Origin of the sequence: Pseudomonas sp. S31, from assembly GCF_016648105.1 — a bacterium.
Taxonomy (GTDB): Bacteria; Pseudomonadota; Gammaproteobacteria; order Pseudomonadales; family Pseudomonadaceae; genus Aquipseudomonas.
Map to the genome: position 1 here is coordinate 258,884 of NZ_JACVVE010000001.1, position 18,742 is coordinate 277,625.

At 60.3% G+C, this 18,742-nt stretch carries 14 protein-coding genes and 1 pseudogene; 6 read left to right on the plus strand and 9 right to left on the minus strand.

Features of this window, described 5'->3' with window-relative positions; genetic code table 11:
* Positions 1 to 15: 15 nt before the first annotated feature.
* Positions 16 to 672: pseudogene (locus IAE37_RS01060) on the minus strand (efflux RND transporter permease subunit); the annotation flags it as partial.
* A 123-nt stretch (positions 673 to 795) separates the two neighbouring features.
* Here IAE37_RS01060 and IAE37_RS01065 point away from each other — a divergent pair.
* Both IAE37_RS01065 and IAE37_RS01070 read left to right on the plus strand, forming a co-directional pair.
* A complete protein-coding gene (locus tag IAE37_RS01065) occupies positions 796 to 1,842 on the plus strand; it encodes a heme-dependent oxidative N-demethylase family protein (RefSeq protein WP_201167516.1) in 1,047 nt (348 codons plus the stop codon).
* Positions 1,843 to 1,852: 10 nt separating this feature from the next.
* On the plus strand, positions 1,853 to 2,959 hold the full coding sequence (locus tag IAE37_RS01070; protein ID WP_236409716.1) for an MFS transporter: 1,107 nt from the start codon (positions 1,853 to 1,855) through the stop codon (positions 2,957 to 2,959).
* Between the two features lie 291 nt (positions 2,960 to 3,250).
* Here IAE37_RS01070 and IAE37_RS01075 read toward each other — a convergent pair whose 3' ends face one another.
* Entirely contained in the window at positions 3,251 to 4,156 is a 906-nt protein-coding gene (locus IAE37_RS01075) for a glycine betaine ABC transporter substrate-binding protein (protein ID WP_201167520.1), read from the minus strand.
* 393 nt (positions 4,157 to 4,549) lie between these two features.
* On the opposite strand from IAE37_RS01075, the gene IAE37_RS01080 reads away from it, so the two are divergent.
* Complete coding sequence (locus IAE37_RS01080) at positions 4,550 to 5,404, plus strand: LysR substrate-binding domain-containing protein (protein ID WP_201167523.1); 855 nt, start codon at positions 4,550 to 4,552, stop codon at positions 5,402 to 5,404.
* Between the two features lie 65 nt (positions 5,405 to 5,469).
* On the opposite strand, the gene betB is transcribed toward IAE37_RS01080, so the two are convergent.
* The 7 genes from betB to IAE37_RS01115 form a co-directional block, all read right to left on the minus strand.
* Positions 5,470 to 6,942 carry a betaine-aldehyde dehydrogenase gene (gene betB, locus IAE37_RS01085; protein ID WP_201167531.1) on the minus strand — a complete coding sequence of 491 codons (1,473 nt, stop codon included), beginning with the start codon at positions 6,940 to 6,942 and terminating at the stop codon, positions 5,470 to 5,472.
* 67 nt (positions 6,943 to 7,009) lie between these two features.
* Positions 7,010 to 8,335: an MFS transporter gene (locus tag IAE37_RS01090; RefSeq protein ID WP_201167533.1), complete on the minus strand. Its 1,326-nt coding sequence runs from the start codon at positions 8,333 to 8,335 to the stop codon at positions 7,010 to 7,012.
* A 237-nt stretch (positions 8,336 to 8,572) separates the two neighbouring features.
* Positions 8,573 to 8,842, minus strand: coding sequence for a hypothetical protein (locus IAE37_RS01095; RefSeq protein ID WP_201167537.1), 270 nt, complete (start codon positions 8,840 to 8,842; stop codon positions 8,573 to 8,575).
* 32 nt (positions 8,843 to 8,874) lie between these two features.
* Positions 8,875 to 10,536 carry a choline dehydrogenase gene (locus IAE37_RS01100; protein ID WP_201167539.1) on the minus strand — a complete coding sequence of 554 codons (1,662 nt, stop codon included), beginning with the start codon at positions 10,534 to 10,536 and terminating at the stop codon, positions 8,875 to 8,877.
* Between the two features lie 217 nt (positions 10,537 to 10,753).
* Positions 10,754 to 11,731 carry an acrylyl-CoA reductase (NADPH) gene (gene acuI, locus IAE37_RS01105; RefSeq protein ID WP_201167541.1) on the minus strand — a complete coding sequence of 326 codons (978 nt, stop codon included), beginning with the start codon at positions 11,729 to 11,731 and terminating at the stop codon, positions 10,754 to 10,756.
* Positions 11,732 to 11,741: 10 nt separating this feature from the next.
* Positions 11,742 to 12,383, minus strand: coding sequence for a TetR/AcrR family transcriptional regulator (locus tag IAE37_RS01110; RefSeq protein WP_201167542.1), 642 nt, complete (start codon positions 12,381 to 12,383; stop codon positions 11,742 to 11,744).
* A gap of 12 nt (positions 12,384 to 12,395) precedes the next feature.
* A complete protein-coding gene (locus IAE37_RS01115) occupies positions 12,396 to 13,688 on the minus strand; it encodes an MFS transporter (RefSeq protein WP_201167543.1) in 1,293 nt (430 codons plus the stop codon).
* Between the two features lie 149 nt (positions 13,689 to 13,837).
* Between IAE37_RS01115 and IAE37_RS01120 the strand changes: the two genes are divergently transcribed.
* Genes IAE37_RS01120 through IAE37_RS01130 form a run of 3 tightly spaced genes read left to right on the plus strand, consistent with a single transcriptional unit; the run spans position 13,838 to position 18,678 of the window.
* Complete coding sequence (locus tag IAE37_RS01120) at positions 13,838 to 15,232, plus strand: TIGR00366 family protein (protein ID WP_201167544.1); 1,395 nt, start codon at positions 13,838 to 13,840, stop codon at positions 15,230 to 15,232.
* Positions 15,233 to 15,256: 24 nt separating this feature from the next.
* Positions 15,257 to 16,759, plus strand: a complete 1,503-nt coding sequence (locus IAE37_RS01125; RefSeq protein WP_201167545.1) for a class I adenylate-forming enzyme family protein — start codon at positions 15,257 to 15,259, stop codon at positions 16,757 to 16,759.
* Positions 16,756 to 18,678 (plus strand): acrylyl-CoA reductase family protein, encoded by a 1,923-nt coding sequence (locus IAE37_RS01130; RefSeq protein WP_201167552.1) that lies wholly within the window; start codon positions 16,756 to 16,758, stop codon positions 18,676 to 18,678. Before IAE37_RS01125 ends, IAE37_RS01130 begins: the two co-directional genes overlap by 4 nt.
* Positions 18,679 to 18,742: the final 64 nt, after the last annotated feature.

The following is an 18,742-nucleotide window of genomic DNA, read 5'->3' on the forward strand; positions in this document are numbered from 1 at the left end:
CTTCCTGGCGACCAGGATGAAGTCGTTGATATACGACGCCCCCCATGCGCTGCTCATCGTGTTGTTGATGTCGCTGATGCTCACCTGCAGCGCACGGGCCTTTTCTTTATCGATGACGATCTGATACTGCGGCTCATCGTTCATGCCATTGGGACGAACGTTGGCCAGCACCGGGTCGGCTGCAGCGAGCTGCAGGAACTGGTCGCGTGCAGCGATCAACTTCTCATGCCCCAGGCCCACGCGGTCCTGCAGATAGAAATCGAAGCCCATGGCATTGCCCAGTTCCAGGATCGCTGGCGGGACAATGGCGATCACGGTGCCATCCTTGATCCGCGAGGCTCGCGCCTGCAGGCGCTGGGCCAGGGCGAAGATGGTGGTGTCATCGGCGCCCACGCGTTCCTCCCACGGCTTGAGCCCGATGAACAGCATTCCCGAACTTTGGCCCCGGCCGGCAAAGTTGAAGCCGTTCACCGTGTACGCGGAGTCGATCAGCCCGCTTTCTTCCTGAAGCAGGTAGTCACGGACCTCGTTAAGCACCACTTGCGTGCGTGCCGCGCTGGTGTTGGTCGGCATCTGGACCTGAACGAACATCGTGCCCTGATCCTCACCGGGCAAAAATGCCGTCGGGATCTTGGGGAACAACCAGCCGAGCGCCACCACGATCAGGGCGTAAACCCCCATCGCGATGACTGGCTCAGCGAGGAAGACAAGCTGAGCAAGCGCAAATTCATGCCCTGCGTGTCCCGCGCCAACTGCAGCCGCCTGGTCGTAGACCTCTGAAACAGGAAACAGCACATGACCGTATTCAAGCCGATCGAGACCTACGCCGACGCAGGCCAGGGCCACACCTACAAGAACAGCCGCGAAGCTGTGCTGCGCCTGCCCTTCCCGTATCCGGAAGACCAGTACATGTACTCGATGAACGTCGAGCCCCACGTGCCGTTCGGCACAGGCGCGCTGCGCGGGCAGTTCGACATCGACGAGCACTACATCTCCGAATGCCACCACCGTGCGCACACCCTCGACAGCCAGCCGGGCGTGCACTACGCCGCCCTGCCGCACATGATGGAAGCCCAGTGGGACCTGCTGGAGCTGCTGATGGAATCGTACTCGCGCGACTACCCCGAGCACTTCACCCTGGAGAAACAAGGCAGCCAATGGCACTGGATCAACCGCCCGCTGCAGATCGACCAGACCTTCACCTTCGGCGACGCCAGCACCCTGCCAATGGAGCCGATGGAATACATCACCCGCCAGGCCCAGGGCGAGTTCATTCTGCTCGAAGAGCGTGACGACACCCTGGTGATGGGCGCCGGCATGGCCACCCAGCGCGCCGACTATTCGCTGCGTTTCAACCTCGGCATGAGCTTCATGGAGTTTCACGGCCCGGTGCCCAAACTGCATGAAATGGGCATCCTGCAACGGGCGCTGAAGTTCCTCCTGCGCCTGCGCCCAGGCCACCCGGTGCGCCGCACCAACTGGTCGATCACCGTCAACCCGCGCCTGGAAACCTCCGCCGAGACCCTGCCTGACTGGGCCCCGGAACGCACCACCGTGACCGCCGAAAACGCCGGCGAGCTGGTCAACCTGCGCATCGAACTGCAACCGCTGCATCGCCTGCCGCGCAGCAACGCCGTGCTGTTCCCGGTGCGCACCTATCTGATCAGCCTGCAAGAGCTGGCCGAATTCGCACCGCAGTGGGCCAAGCGCATGCACCGGGTAATCCGCGACCTGGACCAGGAACTGGTCGACTACAAGGGCTTCACCCGCTACCGCGATGCCATGGTCAGCTGGCTGTCGCAGTACGACGACGGCACCCCGGTCGACGAAAGCCAGCAGTAACCCGTACGATTTGCAACTCAACGAAGCCCAGGCCGGGCTGCTGATGTCGGCCGAGTTCGGCTTCACCATGCTCGCCTCCCTGCTGGTCGCCCCGTTCATGGGCCGCGCACCTCGGCGTACCTTGGCGCTGGCCGGTACCCTCCTGGCGATTGCCGCCAACCTGATCAGCGCCAATGTCGACAGCCTCTATGCACTTGCAGCAGTACGCTGTATTGCGGGTATTGGCGCCGGCCTGGCGCTGGCCTGCGGCAACGCCGCCGTGTCCAGCGCCAAGCACCCGGACCGGGTCGCTGGGCATATGAACGTGCTGTCGGTGGTGCTGATGATCGTGGTGATGCTGGGTTACGCCAAGGTCATGGCCGCTCAAGGCCTGCACGGCCTGTACTACGCGATGGCGGCGACCATGGCGGTGATGCTGCTGGCCATACCGGCGATGGTGCAGCGCGCACCGGTTGCCGAACCTTCCCCCCAGGCGCCAGCCGGCCAACCAGGGGCAGGCAATATCCTGCTGAGCCTGCCAGCGATCTGCATGATGCTGGCGATGTTGGTGTTCCAGGCCCGCGACACCATGGGCTGGGCTTTCGTCGAGCGGATCGGCACCATGGTCGGCTACAGCGGCGATGAACTGGGGGCGCTGTTGTCGTTCCAGTCGTTCGTCGGCCTGATCGGGCCACTGATCGCAGCCATGGTCGGCAAGCGTTTCGGCATGAGCACGCCAGTGATCCTGGCGATTCTGCTGACCGGCGCAACCAGCCTCAGCTACGTGCTGGGCGAGCACTCCAAGACCCTCTACACCGCCGGGGTGATGACCATCTGCATCACCTACTTCTACGCCCTCAGCTACCTCACCGGGCTGGCTGCAGCGCTGGACCGCGAGGGCCGCGTGGTGGCTGCCGCCGGCAGCTTCCTCAGCCTCGGGTTGGCGGTGGGCCCAGCCATTTCCGGCGGGTTGATTGCGGTGGGTGGTTTCACCCTGGCAGCCTGGGGCATCGCGGTCACTGTGGTGCTAACCCTGCTACTGGTAGCTGTACCCCTGGCGAGTATCCGGCGTCAGCACGGCTCGATGCCATCGAACCTGGCCAGGCAGGCAACTGCTGATGGCTCCGTTGCGAGCTGAATGAATGAGGCTGTGGCAGGGAGGTACGACGTGCCTCCCTTGCGCGAACCAATCGATAGGAGTGGTAATGGCAAGCCAATTCGAGAATCAAGCAAAACGCTGGTCAATTCTACTGAGCGTGCTGGCAAACCGCGCGCTAGCCTTCTGATAGTCGATCAAATCGCGCCTCGGTCACGATCAAGAGTGGCTCTGATCTAGCACACCCGCCGTCCGCCCGATGGGCAGCGGCGATTAAACGATCGAAAAGGGCCGATCAGCGCACCACGGCCCTTGCTGGAGGTAACCCGAGGTTCAGGGCTGCTGGGCCGTGCGCGCAGCGTCTTCCTTGAACATGTCGGCGATGGTGTCTTTGTGCGCGGCGTAGTACTGCGCGACGACTTCATCGGCCGAGGTTGCCCGCGCCTGTTTCATCATCGTTTCCAGGTCTTTCACTGGCAGGGTGAAGTGCGCGAAGAAGTTGGCCACCTCAGGGAAGTCCCGGCTGAAGCCCTTACGGCCGACCGCATGGATCTGCTCAGCTTTGCCGAACACTTCCTTGGGGTCATCCAGGTAGCGCAACGACCAGGTGGAGAACATCCAGTGAGGGCTCCAGGCGTTCAACAGCGTCCACTGGTCACGCTTGAGATTGCGCTCGAACTCGTTGAGCATGCCGGTCTCAGAGGAAGCGACAAGCTTGTAACCTTCCAGCTTGTAGGCTTCGATTGCCCGGGTGGCGGTCTTGTATTGGCCATTACCCACTTCGGAGGTGAGAATCTTGCCCGCCAGTTTTTCCTTGACCTCGGGTTTGTTCAAGTCTTCGATGCTGGCGACTTCACTGACGGGAATGCTGGTCGGCACCGCCAGCCCCAGCCGCCCTTCGTAGAGCACGCCGAGGTCTTCGAGTTTATTCTTGTACTTCTCCCAGAATGGCTTGTGGCTGTAGGTCAGCCACGCCATGGGAATAATGTCGACCTTGCCGGCCGAGAGCGCTTGGAACTGAATACCGATATCAGCCATCACCAGTTTCACGGGTTGTTTCAGCTGATCTTCCAGTGCAAGTTTGGCAAGTTTCGTGGTGATTTCAGCATCGGCCCAGTTGACCCAGCCAACCACGATAGGTCTGGTTCCTTCTGCGTGGCTAACGGTACTGGTGACGGCCAAGGCCAGGCCGGCCAGCAACAGGCGGGCTCTATTGAGACCCTGTTTGATCGTGATCATCGGACATCTCCATTCTTGTAGTCTTATTTCTGGCAGATTTGATGATTAAGCAAAGGCTGGCTTATTGGCTTTGTAGGTTTCGACCCAGCCGGTGCATAGGGTGAAGCAGAAGGTGCTCCTGAGGGTGGTAAAGGCTTCCAGACCGGCTGCTCATGGCGATTGAGGCGGTGATCGCTTGATGAGGCGGCAACTGAATTTATCCAAGGTCAGGGGGGCTGGGTATCGAATAAAAAATAAGCCTGTCATTAAAAAAATTTAAGCCACACACCTGGGTCGCGAATCGCTATGCCAACGGCGGCATGGCATTTGACAAGGTCCAGGCAAGCTCGCCTAATGCGCCCAAGGGCTACCGAAATGCGGTATTTCGGTCATCTCTGCCAAGAGGAAAGTGTCGTGCGCCATCTGGACCTTGCGTTGCTCTACAGCTTCAAGATAATCGCCGAGTGCAAGAACATTTCGGTTGCCTCGCAGCGCCTGAACAAGACCCAAGGGGCAGTCAGCATCCAGCTGAAAAAACTCGAGGAGCTGGTAGGCCAACGGCTGATCGAGCGCGGGCACCAGGTTGCCGTGTTGACCCGTCACGGCGAAAACATGCTGCAGTACGCACGCAAGATGCTCGCCCTCAGCGACGAGGCGCTGGATTTTTTCATAAAGGGGGAAGTCTGCGGCAGCATCAGGTTCGGCATTCCCGATGACTACGCTGGCGCCTTCCTGCCTCCGGTGCTCAAGGAGTTCACGCAACGGTATCCGAAGGTCAACCTCAAGATTCGCAACGACATCAGCCACAACCTGTTCACTGCACTAGAGGAAGGCGAACTCGACCTGGCATTGGTCACCCAACGCGTTGCCGATGGTCATGGCGAGATATTGCGCTGTGACCACCTGCAATGGGTCAGCGCAGCCGGGTTCAAGGTGGACACCAACGTACCGATCCCACTGGCACTCTATCCCCACGGCTGCGGCTATCGACGGCAAATCCTTTCTGCGCTCAGTGGCTGCCAGCTCGACTACGATATTGCGTTTGAATGCACGGGGGTAGCGGGCGTGCAGCTAGCAGTGGACAGTGGCCTGGCAATTGCGGCCACTTCAGCCCCTCTGACCAAACCGACCTGGCAGATTCTGGATGGCCCGGCCAATGGGCTGCCTGCGCTGGGGAATGTGACCATCGAACTGCGTCAGCACCCTGGCGAATGCAATCCTGCAGTGGCGTTTTTCGCCGACGAACTCCGCAGGCATGTGCCGGCGTAGCGACTCACCCGTGGCCACGGCCTGCCGAGCCTGACGAGGACACCCAGGCCGTGGCTTCGAGGATCTCAGAATACCGAGCTATAGTCGCCCAGCTCGACCTGGATGGACTTGATGCGCGTGTACTGAGCCAGCGAAGCGATGCCATTTTCTCGACCGACCCCCGACTGTTTATAGCCCCCAACCGGCATCTGTGCGGGCGACTCGCCCCATGCATTGATCCAGCAGATACCCGCCTCGAGCTGGTGAATCACCCGGTGCGCCCTCGCCAGGTTTTCGCTGACCACACCAGCGGCGAGGCCGTACTCGGTATCGTTGGCACGGCGGATCACTTCTTCTTCGGTGTCGTAGGTGAGGATGCTCATGACTGGGCCGAATATTTCCTCACGCACAATGACCATGTCGTCATGGCAATCGGTGAACACGGTAGGCGCTACGTATGCGCCCTTGGCAAATGCACCCTCCTCCAGGCGGCTGCCACCGCAGAGCAAGCGTGCGCCCTCGGCCTTGCCTTGCTCGATATGAGCCAGCACGCTTTCCATGTGCTGGAAGCTCACCAGCGGGCCGAAGTTGGTGTTTTCATCGACCGGATCGCCAACTCGGATACGCGCGACGCGCTCGACGATCTTCGCCTCGAATGCAGCCTGCAGCGCCGCAGGCACGAAGACCCGGGTACCGTTGGTGCAGACCTGACCCGAACTGTAGAAGTTGGCCATCATCGCGATGTCAGCCGCCTTGTCGAGGTCGGCATCGCTGAAGATGAGCAGCGGCGACTTGCCGCCCAGTTCCATGGTCACTTCCTTGAGGGTGGATGCCGATGCACTGGCCATGACTTGCTTGCCTGTGCTGGTACCGCCGGTGAAGGAGATTTTCTCGATAGCCGGGTGCTCGGTAAGGGCGGTGCCGATTTCTCGTCCGCTGCCGGTAAGCACGTTGAACACTCCGGCCGGCAGCCCTGCCTCGGTGAAGATTTCCGCCAGTTTCAAGGTGGTCAGCGAGGTGACCTCGCTCGGCTTGAAAATCATCGCGTTGCCGGCCGCCAGCGCTGGGGCGGATTTCCACAGGGCGATCTGGATCGGGTAGTTCCAAGCACCGATACCTGCTGTGACGCCCAACGGCTCGCGTCGGGTGTAGACGAACGAGGTATCGCGCAGCGGGATCTGCTCACCCTCGATGGCCACGGCAAGGCCGGCGTAATATTCGAGCACGTCGGCGCCGGTGACGATATCGACATGCCGCGTCTCAGAATACGCTTTGCCGGTGTCGAGGGTCTCCAGCATGGCCAGTTCGTCATTGCGCTCGCGCAGGATCTCGACCGCGCGGCGCAGCACGCGGGAGCGCTGCATGGCAGTCATCGCCGCCCAGACCTTCTGCCCACGTCGAGCACTTTCGACCGCACGTTCGACGTCCGCTACGCCCGCGCGTTGTACCCGGGCAATCACCTCCCCCGTTGCCGGATTGATGGCTTCGAAAGTGGCCCCAGTGCTGGCGTCCACATACCCACCGTCGATGTAGAGTTTCTGTGTACCTAGTGCTTGCATGAATGTCTCCTAGCGGTTTTGACAACGATCTGCGAAGTGGCCCCCAACGCTGTGTGGGGCCGGCCGATCACAGCGCAGCAGCCTCTTCCAGGCTCAGCGACTTTGTTTCAGGGGCATACATCCACGTCACCAGCAAACCGATCAAGGTGATGAACGCAGCCGCATACATGGTGTTGGCGACGCCGATGCTGTTCAGTGACATCGGTACCAGGTAGGTGCCGGCAGCAGCCCCCACGCGGGAAAACGAGGTACCGATCCCGACAGCGACCGAGCGCATCTCAATGGGGAAGATTTCGTTGGGGTAAACCAGGGTCAGCACCTGGGCACCGCCGATGAACAAGGCATACAACGAGAAGAACATCAGGATCAGGTTGCCGCTGCTGGAGCTAAATGCGCCCAAGCCCAGCAACGCCAGGCCGGAAAACGTGAAACTGAACAGCAGCAGGCTCCTGCGGCCCAGCACATTGATCAGGCGCATCGCCAGGTAACACCCGGCCACGAAGAACAGGGTAATGGCGATGGAGCCGATGGAGCTGTAGTCCCCGGTAAGGTTGAGCGCAGCAAGCACCTTGGGGGCGAATGCGTACACGGCGAACACCGGAATGATCCCGCAGGTCCAGAACATGACCACGAAGAACATCCGTTTGCCATAGCCCGAACGCAATAGGCTGCTCAATGGCAGTTTCTCGCGCGCATCCTGTTTCGGCAGGTTGGCCGTGGAGAAATCGGGCCCGTAGATATGCTTGATGACCGCATCGGCTTGCGCGGTGCGGCCTTTGCTCAGCAACCAGCCCGGCGATTCGTGGGTGCCCAGGCGCATCACGAAGAGCATGGCGCCCAGCACCGCGCTGCTGGCCAGGGTGTACTTCCAGCCCTCGGGGTGGCCGCTGCGCAGGATCACCTCGCCCACCACGTAGGCCAGGGCGGCGCCAATGAACCAGAGCAACGCCAGGGCCGCCAGGCGCGGGCCACGCAATTGCCTGGGCAACAACTCGACCAGTAGCGAGGATGCCACCGGATATTCGAAGCCGACTGCGATACCGATCAGCAGCCGCAACACGAAGGTCAGAGCAGCGGAGTCCGTCCACATATGCCCCAGCGAAGCCACCACGAACAGCGCCGGCGCTACCAGGAACATGCAGCGCCGGCCCAGCAGGTCTGTCAGCCAACCACCGATGAAACCACCCAGGAAAATACCTATCAGGGCAGAGGCGGCAATCATCCCCTCCCAGAACGCATCCAGTTGCAGTGTCGATGACATCTGCAACATTACCACGCCGACGATACTCAGCACATAACCTGCCACCAGTGAGCCTGACCAGGCCCGGAGCGTCAGTAGCTGGTGAAAGCGGCTCAGTGATACATCTTCGATCGAAACAGTATTGTTGTTCATCTGTTTTTCCTTGGGCAGCGCGCTGCGGGCGATCGAATAGACGGCCGCCGACACCGCCCTTCACTACGTGGGGCAGTCATAGAAACGTCGAGATGAGCGGCTGCGAAGGAGCAGCGCTCATGGACTTTTTATATGGAAGTTAGAAACAAGCCGTCAGTAACTTGCAGCTCTCGCGCACGCAGCGCCGCTCCCCCAATCCACCAGGCTGAATGAACGGCAACCCCTCTGGCTTGGGTGTTACAGATACTGGTAGCGATTGACGATCGCAGAAGCGATGGCCCAGTCACCGTCAACGCCTTTACGGATGGTCACATGGGTCCCCGGGGCGATCGCCACCGGTGGGTTGGTCGGGCTGTGGATCACGGCTTCACCGCTTTGCACGATGAACTGCACATCCTGATCGTATTGATAGACAAAACGATCGGTGTTACCGCTTTCCCAAAGTTCCCAGTTCTGGCAGCTTGCCAACTCGTCCGATGTTGCCTGACGCTTGGTAATAGTGGTCATTTCAATATTCCCGATTATCTCTGGACGCCGAGTCAGGCGATGGCTTTCTGTTTGGCCACTTGAACCTGGCTGTAATAAGGCAGCGCTTCTGGTTGCAGCGCAGGCTTGCCCAACAGCAGGTCGCTGGCTTTTTCAGCCAGCATGATCGTTGCCGCGTTGATGTTGGCGCTCGGTACCGTCGGGAATACCGAAGCATCGATCACCCGCAGGTTTTCCACACCGCGCACGCGCAACTGGCTGTCGACCACGGCCATCGAGTCGTTGTCACTACCCATCTTGCAGGTACCGCAGGGGTGGTAGGCGCTCGCTGCATCTTCACGGATGAACTCATCCAGCGCCTTGCCCGAGCGGATGTGCTTGCCCGGCGTGTCTTCGTGGTAGTTGTAGCGCTTGAACGCCGCCTGTTCGGAAAACTCGATGCCCAGGCGCATCGACTCGCGCATCACGCGCCAGTCTTCTTCGGTGGCCATGTAGTTGGGGTCGATGCGCAGCGGGTCGGACACCTTGTTGCTGCGCAGGCGCACATTGCCGCGGCTGGTCGGGCGCATCGGGCCCACGCCGATGCGGTAGCCGTAGGTGGTGCTCACCGGGATCCAGTTCTTGTCGAAGAACACCGGGAAAAAGTGGAACTGGATGTCCGGATGCGGCGTGGTCGGTGCACTGTTGAGGAATGCACCGACGTGACATTGGTTGACCGAGGCCACGCCCTTCTTGAAGCCGAACCACTGCATGCCCGCCCACAACATGCGGTGCGGTTGCAGCTCCTTGTTCAGCGACACCGGCTCTTTGGTCTCGATCTGGATGTGGCATTCCAGGTGGTCCTGCAGGTTCTCGCCCACCCCAGGCAGGTTTACCTTGGTGGCGATGCCGTGCTCGCGCAGGTGATCGGCCGGGCCGATGCCCGACAGCATCAGCATCTGCGCCGAACCAAACACGCCGCAGCTAACGATGGTTTCGCGGCGGGAGCGGACCTCGACCAGGCGTCCCTTGTACATCACCCTAAAACCGGTGGCCTGCTTGCCTTCGAAGTTGATCTTCTGCACCTCGCAACCCAGCCAGATGGTCAATTTGGGGTGCTCGCCCATGCTGTGGATATAGCCGTAGGCGGTACTGTTGCGGATGCCGTCGCGCACGCTCATCTCGAAGCGCGAGACGCCTTCCTGGCGGTAGCCATTGACGTCTTCGGTAAGGGGGAAACCCGCCTGCTGCCCGGCTTCGAGGAAGGCGGCGTTGAGCGGGCTGAGCTGCTCCTGGCGCTGCGCGCGAATCGGCCCGTCGTGACCACGGTGCACACCCCCGATCTTGCTGCTTTCGATCTTTTTGAAGTACGGCGCGCAGTCGGCCCAGCTCCAGCCGGTGGCGCCGGCATCCTGCCAGGCGTCGTAGTCCATGGGGTGGCCGCGCAGCCAGGTCATGCCGTTGATCGAGGACGAGCCGCCGAGCACGCGGCCACGGGGCTGCTGGATCTGACGGTTGTTGAGGTGCTTCTGCTCCTCGGTGTAGTACCACCAGTTGTACTTCGAGGTCGGCTTGAAAGCCGAGCGCAGCCCGGCGGGCATGCGGATGATCCAGGATTTGTCGGAGGGGCCGACTTCGAGGAGCAACACTTCGAACCCGGCATCCGACAGCCGACGAGCCAGCACGCAACCTGCAGAACCGGCACCTGCGATTACATAATCAAACTCAACCTTCAATTGATAATCTCCACCACGCTCAACCTGAGCATTACTGAACAGTCACGGGTGAGCAGGCTCACGCGACGGTTTGTCGCATGGAATCTATCCAAGGTTGTGAAGCAGCGGTATCGAATAAAAAACAAGGCCGACATAAAAAAAATTAATGCCAAAAGCCGCGAGGCCATTCACCGGCAGGGTGAATGACCTCGCAGACCAGGCCGAACCGCTGAACCCTTCAGAGCTCCACAACAACCCGCCCTCTCACCCCACCGGCGAGCAATTCATGGGCCAGTTGCCCGACCTCATCCAGGCCGATCTTGCGGGTGATCTGGTTGAGTTGCGCAGGATCGACGAGTTGCGCCAGCCGCTCCCATGCCTTCAACCGGTGCTCGCGCGGACGCATGACACTGTCGATGCCTACAAGCGTCACCCCACGCAGGATGAACGGCGCCACAGTGGCCGGGAAATCCATGCCTTGGGCAAGACCACAGGCAGCCACCACGCCGCCATATTGGGTGGAGGCGCAGGCGTTGACCAGCGTGTGGCTGCCGACCGAGTCGATAACGCCTGCCCAGCGCTCTTTGGCCAGAGGCTTGCCAGGACTGCTCAGCTCCGCCCGATCGATGATTTCCGAAGCCCCGAGCGACCTGAGGTATTCCGCCTCCTGAGTGCGCCCGGTACTCGCCACAACCTCATAACCAAGCCGGTTCAACAGCAGGATGGCGAAACTGCCTACGCCACCGTTGGCGCCGGTAACGAGAATCGGGCCATCCTTGGGCACGATCCGATTGCGCTCCAGTGCCGCAATGCACAGCATCGCCGTGTAGCCGGCCGTGCCGATTGCCATCGCCTGCTCGGCGGTAAAACCGCCAGGAATCGGAATCAGCCAGTCGCCGTTCACACGTGCCCGGGAAGCCAAGCCACCCCAGTGGGTTTCACCGACACCCCAGCCATTGAGCAACACTCGGTCACCTGGGGCAAAGCTGGGGTTGTCGCTGTGCTCCACGATGCCGGCGAAATCAATCCCAGGCACCATCGGGAACTTGCGTACCACCGGCCCCTTGCCCGTGATGGCCAAAGCGTCCTTGTAATTCAAGGTGCTGTATTGAACCTTGACGGTCACATCTCCGGCCGGCAACGCGCTGTCATCGAGTTCCTGCAGCGTTGTCGCGTAGCCAGCATCATCTTTGTCGATGACCAATGCCTTGAACATCACAGCCTCCTTAGGGGCGAGCTTGGGCCAGGGAGAGGAATGCATCGCGAGCCAAGTCCAGCGCCGCTCGGGACTTATCGAGCTTGGCGTAGAGCACCGCGCCTTCCCAGGCATTCCAGAAGAATTTACTCAATGCGGCGGTATCAGCGTCCGGGCTGATTTCGCCGATGCTTTTGGCTTCGTCCAGGCAGTCCTGGATTTTCCTGCACCAGCTATCGAGCACGTCACGAAGAACGATTCGATAATTCTCATCCAGGGCTGCGAGCTCCTGGCCGAGGTTGCCGACCAGGCAGCCGCGCTTGAAGTCGTATTTCGCAAGGCTCTCTCCGGCAGCGTCCGTCCAACTGCGGATACGATCCAGCGGCGTCTGCTCCTGGTTCAGCAGATACTTTTCGAGCTTCCTGATGAAGTAGTCCGAGTAGGTCTGGATCACCTCGAGGGTGTAGATGTCCTTGCTTTTGAAGTAGTAGTAGAACGACCCTTTCGGTACACCGGCAGCCTTGACGATCTCGTCCAGCGGCGTGTTGTAGAAACCCTTCTCGGTAAGGATCGCCACACCAATGCGGATCAGCTCCGCACGCTTGCCATTGTTGCGTTGGGCCTGCTGTTCAGATGCAGCGGCGTCGGTTGAAGCCCGGTCTGGTTGAGTCATCGACGGTAGTTCCTATCCTGGCTTTCGTGACAGTAGTGGGCGCATTGCAAGCAGGCCCAGTACAGGGCCAGGCAGCAAGAGCCAAGAAACGTTGCTGGCCATGAGTTCGTACAGGCCAGTCGTAGCGAAGATCGCACAGGCTGAGATGAAGAAGCCCAGGCTGTTTTGAATGGTCAGCGCACCGCCAACCTGATCGGCTGGGCAAGCCTGGACCGACAAGGCCGAGAACTGCGGGGAATCAGCGACGACTGCCATCCCCCAGATCAGCAGCACCATGAGCTGGATTTCAGTGCCCAGCTGCGCAACGAATGGGTAGACAAGGCACATGGCCCCTGAGACAGCCAGTGCGATGAACGCGACATAGCCACTCCCGACGTAACGTGAGAGGCGACCTCCCACAACGCAACCAATCGCGCCTACGGCGATGACGACGAATGACCACAGGGCAATTCGCCCCGGCGCATCGCCGGCGCCCTGGAGTGCATGCAGTACCAACAACGGCGTCAGCGTCCAGAACGCATAGAGTTCCCACATGTGACCGAAGTAGCCCAATGCGGCAGCCCGGAATCTGCGGATCCTGAAAACGCCCAGCACGGCACCGAGCTCAATGATTGCTGAAGCCTTGCGTCGTGCATGAGGGCCCTCACCCAGCAACCCGACCATCACTGACGCCAACAGGGCCAGGACCGAGGATGCCAAAACCAGCAGCTGGTAATCCAAATCAGGCAGGTAGGCCCTGAGGGCATGCGTCGACGACGTGCCGAGGGTCAGCATGGCCACCAACAACGCCAAGCTCTGAGCGGCACGATCAGGCGCCCACGTCACCAGCAGCTTCATACCCAGCGGATAGATCCCTGCCAGGGCGATACCCACGCCCAGCCGAAGAATCACCGCAGAGACCACCCCATCGCTGAATACCGCGAACAGCCCGTTGAACACGGCCCCAGCGACAGCGCAGTAGCAGAACAGTCTTGCGGCGCTGTATTTGTCGGCCATCCCGGTCAGCGCGGAAATCAACGTACCCAGGATGAAGCCGATCTGGACTGCGTTGGTGAGAATGCCGATATCGAAGGCGCCAAGGTTCCAGGCCCGCTGCAACTCATGCATCGCACCATTGGCACTGAACCACAGGGACGTACCAAAGAGCTGAGCCATGGCAATCGTGAGGATGGCCCTGCTCGCCTTGAAAGAGGAAGCCTCTGGAGCTTCGAGCGTATGCGTTTCCAATACAGGCCCCGCTTGATTCTTGTTGTGGTCGAGGGTGCCGAGACCGACCTCGAAGGCGGTCTCGCGTCTTGTCACCATAGCCGAAAAAAACTTGTAGTCAACCGGTCAACTATTTGTCGACCCAGCACTAGACAACCAGTCAACTACTAGCTATACCTTGATCGCCGGACTGATCAGTGACGCCAGAACAACAATAAATAATCGGCCCTGGGTCGATGGAGGCTGCTATGCCCAAGTCAAATCTGAGCGCAATCAATGCAAGGCCAACCGCGCTGTTCTCCATCGGAGTCAAGCGGTTCACACGGATGTGTGTCCTAATCGTCGAGAAAGCCGTTCCTGATCCATTCGTTATCGCCATCCTGCTTACCCTGCTGACTGCCGTACTGGCATTCGTGTTCGCCCCTGCCGCCTCGGTCGGGCAAGTCGTGACGAGCTGGTACGACGGGGTGTTCAAGATCGCCAGCTTCGCTTTCCTGGTCGCCCTGACGCTGGTCACGGGCCATGCGCTGTCGACCTCCCGCCCCATCTCGAGGCTGCTGAAGCATTTCGCTTCGCTACCCAGAACTGCCGCGGGTGCGATGACGCTGACGTTCTTCGTGTCCATGGTGGCCGGGCTGTTGAACTGGGCCGTGGGGCTGGTGGTCGCTGGCCTTTTTGCCCGAGAAGTGGCGAAGCGCGTTCACGTCGATTTCGCCTGGCTGGTCGCTGCGTCGTACGCCGGCTGGTCGTTCTATGTGTGCGGCATGTCCAGTTCGATCGCGCTTGTAAGTGCTACGTCTGGCTCGCCGATGAACATCATCGAATCGGTCACAGGCAAGGTTTTGCCCATGAGTGAGTTCCTCGGTTCTCCGCTCAACTTCGTGCCCCTGATCTTGCTCGCGATCCTGCTTCCGATGATTCTGCGGGTGATGATGCCGCCTGCTGACCAGGTAGTGGCTGCAGACCCGGAAAAGCTGATCGAAGAAGACACCGTCGAAACCGAAACGGCACCGGACACCCTGGCTGGCCGTATGGATCACAGCGTCTGGATCAGCATGATCCTGCTCGTGGCCGGCGTCGGTTACATTGGGCTGAAGCTGTTCGAGGGCACGCTGAAGATGGACTTGAACATGCTTGTCCTGGTGTTCCTGCTGTCCGGCATGGCGCTTCATCGGACCCCTAAAGCGTATCTTCGCGCCGTGGAGAACGCGGCGCGTATCGCAGGCCCGATCCTGCTGCAGTTTCCTCTGTACGGCGGAATCATGGGGATCATGTCCGCGACAGGCTTGGCCGACGTCGTGTCGAAATGGTTCATCACGTTCTCGACCACCGAGACGCTACCCTTCTGGTCATATGCCTCTTCGGTGCTGATCAGCCTGTTCGTACCTAGCGCCGGTGGCCACTGGATCGTCCAGGCACCGTTCGTAGTCCCCGCCGCCGAACACCTTGGCGTTCACCAGTCGGCTGTCGCCATTGCCGTAGCCCTGGGGGAAGGCGCGGCCAACATGATCCAGCCGATGTGGGTAATCCCGCTGCTGGCGATAGCCAGGGTGGGGATGGGACGCGTGATGGGTTTCACCGTCATCATCTTCTTCGCGATGTTCGCCGTGATGGGAACTTCGATGCTGGTTCTAAGCCTCTGAATCGTAGCCGGAGACAATAAGAATATGAGCTCATCACTGAACTTGGGCGAACTGATTTCCAATGCGTGCAGCCGTGCACCCCGCGCTGTTGCCATCGAAACGGACGATGCTGCGGTAGATCGCACAGGCCTGCTGATTCAGGCGCGATCGGTGGCGTCCAGGCTGCAAGCCGCCGGGGCATGCGAGAACGAACCGATCCACGTTCGTGTTTCCAACCTGCCGAGCGACTTCGCGGCGGTACTCGGGGTTTGGCTTGCCGGCTGTGTGGCAGTGCCCATCCACCGCACCACGCCACTGTCAGCTTGCGAAGCGATCCAGGCTAAAACCAAGGCCCGGTTTCAGCTGGATGCCGGCGAGTGCTCAATCGACTCGTCGGCGATCCTGACCCGCCTGCGTATCGAAGCGCCAGAGCCTCGCTTGCAGTTGGAGGGTGCGGCATTCGTGCTATTCACCTCAGGCTCCACTGGCAGCCCCAAGGGCGTGATCATCGGTCACCACGCGTTTGCCATGAAGCTCATGGCAATCGATTCGATGACGCATTTCAAAGCCGGTGAACGGACACTTCTGGTGTTGAACATCACCTTCGTATTTGGCATCTGGATGTCATTGCTGACGCTGATCAGTGGCGGAACGCTGGTGATCACCAAGAAGCTGGGTTCGGCAGAACTGGTAGATCGGCTTCATCATCACCCGATTGACCGAGTCGGAGTGGTACCGACGATGCTGCGGGGGATCTTGGCGCTGATCACACAAGGCCATGACATGAAGCCTTGCGCGTGCCTGCGACAAATCTTCACGGGCGGAGAACAGCTCAGCGAGAGCCTGGCCGAACAGGTCGAAGGCGTTTTCCCGAATGCCGACCTGATCAACATCTACGGCCTGACCGAGACACTGAGCTGCGATTTCTTCCAGCACTCCAGCTTCAGGCGAGTGAAGCCTTACGCCTTGGGCCTTCCCGCAAGCGGCGTCAGCTATCGCATTGTCGACGAACTGGGCGCACCGATAGCGCCAGGTCAACAGGGCGAGCTACAGATTCGAAGCCCATACCTGATGGTCGGCTACCTCGACGACCCAGACCTCACCGCCTCGGCACACAGCGACGGCTACTTCAGAACGGGCGACCTCGCCTTCATCAATACGGACGGGGACATCCAGTTTCGCGGACGCCAGAAAGAAATCATCGTTCGAGGAGGAAACAAGGTCACGCCGATGGAGATCGAGCAAGCCGTGGTGATGTTCCCTGGCATTACCTCGGCAATGGCGACTGGCGTCGAAGACGCCCTTCTAGGGGAAAAGATCCACGTATTGATCGTGCCCTCCTCCACCGCTTCGCTGGACTTCGAGCGCCTGCAGGCGTTTCTCGCCGGGAGGCTGGAGAAATACAAGATCCCGGACGCGTTCTATACCGCCGAGTGCGTACCCGTGGGGCGCACTGGCAAGGCTGACAGGCGCGAACTGAAAGTCATGATCACCACCGGGCTGCTGGTTCCGGCCTCGGTCAAGCAAAGCGGGAGAACCCTGGCATGAGTAACTTTGAAACCCTGCGCTATGAGGTAGAGGGCGGCATCGCACATGTGATGCTCGACCGCCCGGAAAGGCTGAATGCCCTGGGAAAAGCGGCACTGGACGAGATCAATGTCGCCATGGACCTGGCCGAAGAGGACTCGGCAGTCAAGGCCATCATCATCAGCGGCAATGGCAAGGCTTTCTCTTCAGGATTCGATCTGAAAGAGCAAATGCAAGCCCGCCCGGAAGGTGCAGCAGCCTGGCGTCAGATTCTCGCAAGGGACTTTTCCACGACCATGCGTTTCTGGGATTGTCCGAAACCCACCATTGCCGCTGTTCATGGCGCATGCCTTGCAGGAGCGTTTGAAATCGCGCTGGCCTGTGACATCACCATCGCTTGCGAGGACGCCACGTTCGGCGAACCAGAGCTGAAATTCGGCGCGGGTATCGTGACGATGTTGCTGCCTTGGATGATCGGACCCAAGCAGGCCAAGGAGATCATCTTGTGCGGGGTGGATGATATCCCTGCAGACGAAGCCAGGCGCCTGGGTATCGTCAACAGGGTCGTGCCGAACGGCAAGCATCTGGAAGAAGCCATCAAGGTCGCACATACCATTGCAGTCATCGATCCGGCCCTGATGAAGGCGACCAAGAAGGCCATCAACTTGAGCGTCGAGGCGATGGGTCTCAAAGGGGCGCTCCAGCAGGCGCTGGACATCGACCATGCCATCGAATCGAAAGGTTCTCCGGATAAGCGAGCGTTCATGGACATCGCCCGCGAAGGTGGACTCAAGGCGGCCCTGGCCTGGCGAAACCAGCGATTTCGAGGGCCACGCGCATCCCTGCTGCCGAGCGACTCGCTGCCTGACTCTCTGGGCTCGGCTAACGACACATTTCAGGCGATGGTCCTGCGCAAAGGCGCGGACGGATTCACCTCCAACCTCGAGCAGCTGACGTTTGCCGACCTGCCCGAAGAAGACACCCTGGTGCAGCTTGAATACTCAACGCTGAACTACAAGGACGCGCTGGCGATTACGGGCTCAGGCCCCATCGTGAAAAGTTGGCCCCTGGTTTCCGGCATCGATTTCGCCGGCACCGTGGTGGAGACCTCCCACCCGCGACTCAAGCCTGGGCAGAAGGTTGTACTGACCGGCTGGGGGGTGGGTGAGAAGCATTGGGGCGGCCACAGCCAGTACCAGAGGGTCAAGGGCGACTGGCTCGTTCCGCTGCCTGCGAACCTCAGTACCAAGCAGGCCATGATGTTTGGCACCGCCGGCCTCACCGGGATGTTGTGCGTCAACGCACTACGTGATGCCGGCGTCCGACCAGAGGCCGGGCCGATTCTGGTGACCGGCGCCGCTGGCGGAGTGGGCAGCGTCGCGATAGCGATACTCTCGCACCTCGGCTATTCGGTGACAGCGCTGATCAATCACCCCGAGAAAGCGGACTATGTTCGGGCACTCGGGGCCACGCAAGTGATCGATGATGCGGCCTGGGCGGATCAGCGCAAAGCGCTGGAGTCGCAGTGCTGGGCAGGCGCCATCGATGCCGTAGGATCCGGCGTGCTCGCTCGGGTCCTGTCGCAGATGAATTATGGCGGAGTGGTAGCGGCGTGCGGGCTGGCGGGCGGCTCGGACTTGCCCACCTCGGTGATGCCGTTCATCTTGCGGGGCGTTCGGCTGATCGGGGTGGATTCGGTCTCGATCGACTACGAGGCCCGTTTGAAAGCCTGGTCTGATGCAATCGATTCGATGCCAACCCATCTGCTCGAGATGATCAGCGCAAAAGTGCTGCCCCTGGTGAATCTGAAAACCTCGGCAGAAGCGATGCTGGCCGGGAAACTATCCGGACGCATCGTCATCGACGTGAATGCACAGTCTCGCGTGAACGAAGAGACGCCAAGACCTCAGCGCTCGATCCTGACTGCCGTCAAAGGTTGAGCCAGGGTATCAGCGAAGCCTGGCACACCGCGCGCCAGGCTTGGCTTTTGAAAAAGACGAACAG

Bases quoted from the DNA above. Each gene is read 5' to 3' on its own strand.
- IAE37_RS01065 (WP_201167516.1), top strand. From the start codon at position 796: ATGACCGTATTCAAGCCGATCGAGACCTACGCCGACGCAGGCCAGGGC.
- IAE37_RS01075 (WP_201167520.1), bottom strand. From the start codon at position 4,156: ATGATCACGATCAAACAGGGTCTCAATAGAGCCCGCCTGTTGCTGGCC.
- betB (WP_201167531.1), bottom strand. From the start codon at position 6,942: ATGCAAGCACTAGGTACACAGAAACTCTACATCGACGGTGGGTATGTG.
- IAE37_RS01090 (WP_201167533.1), bottom strand. From the start codon at position 8,335: ATGAACAACAATACTGTTTCGATCGAAGATGTATCACTGAGCCGCTTT.
- IAE37_RS01095 (WP_201167537.1), bottom strand. From the start codon at position 8,842: ATGACCACTATTACCAAGCGTCAGGCAACATCGGACGAGTTGGCAAGC.
- acuI (WP_201167541.1), bottom strand. From the start codon at position 11,731: ATGTTCAAGGCATTGGTCATCGACAAAGATGATGCTGGCTACGCGACA.
- IAE37_RS01110 (WP_201167542.1), bottom strand. From the start codon at position 12,383: ATGACTCAACCAGACCGGGCTTCAACCGACGCCGCTGCATCTGAACAG.
- IAE37_RS01115 (WP_201167543.1), bottom strand. From the start codon at position 13,688: ATGGTGACAAGACGCGAGACCGCCTTCGAGGTCGGTCTCGGCACCCTC.
- IAE37_RS01120 (WP_201167544.1), top strand. From the start codon at position 13,838: ATGCCCAAGTCAAATCTGAGCGCAATCAATGCAAGGCCAACCGCGCTG.
- IAE37_RS01125 (WP_201167545.1), top strand. From the start codon at position 15,257: ATGAGCTCATCACTGAACTTGGGCGAACTGATTTCCAATGCGTGCAGC.
- IAE37_RS01130 (WP_201167552.1), top strand. From the start codon at position 16,756: ATGAGTAACTTTGAAACCCTGCGCTATGAGGTAGAGGGCGGCATCGCA.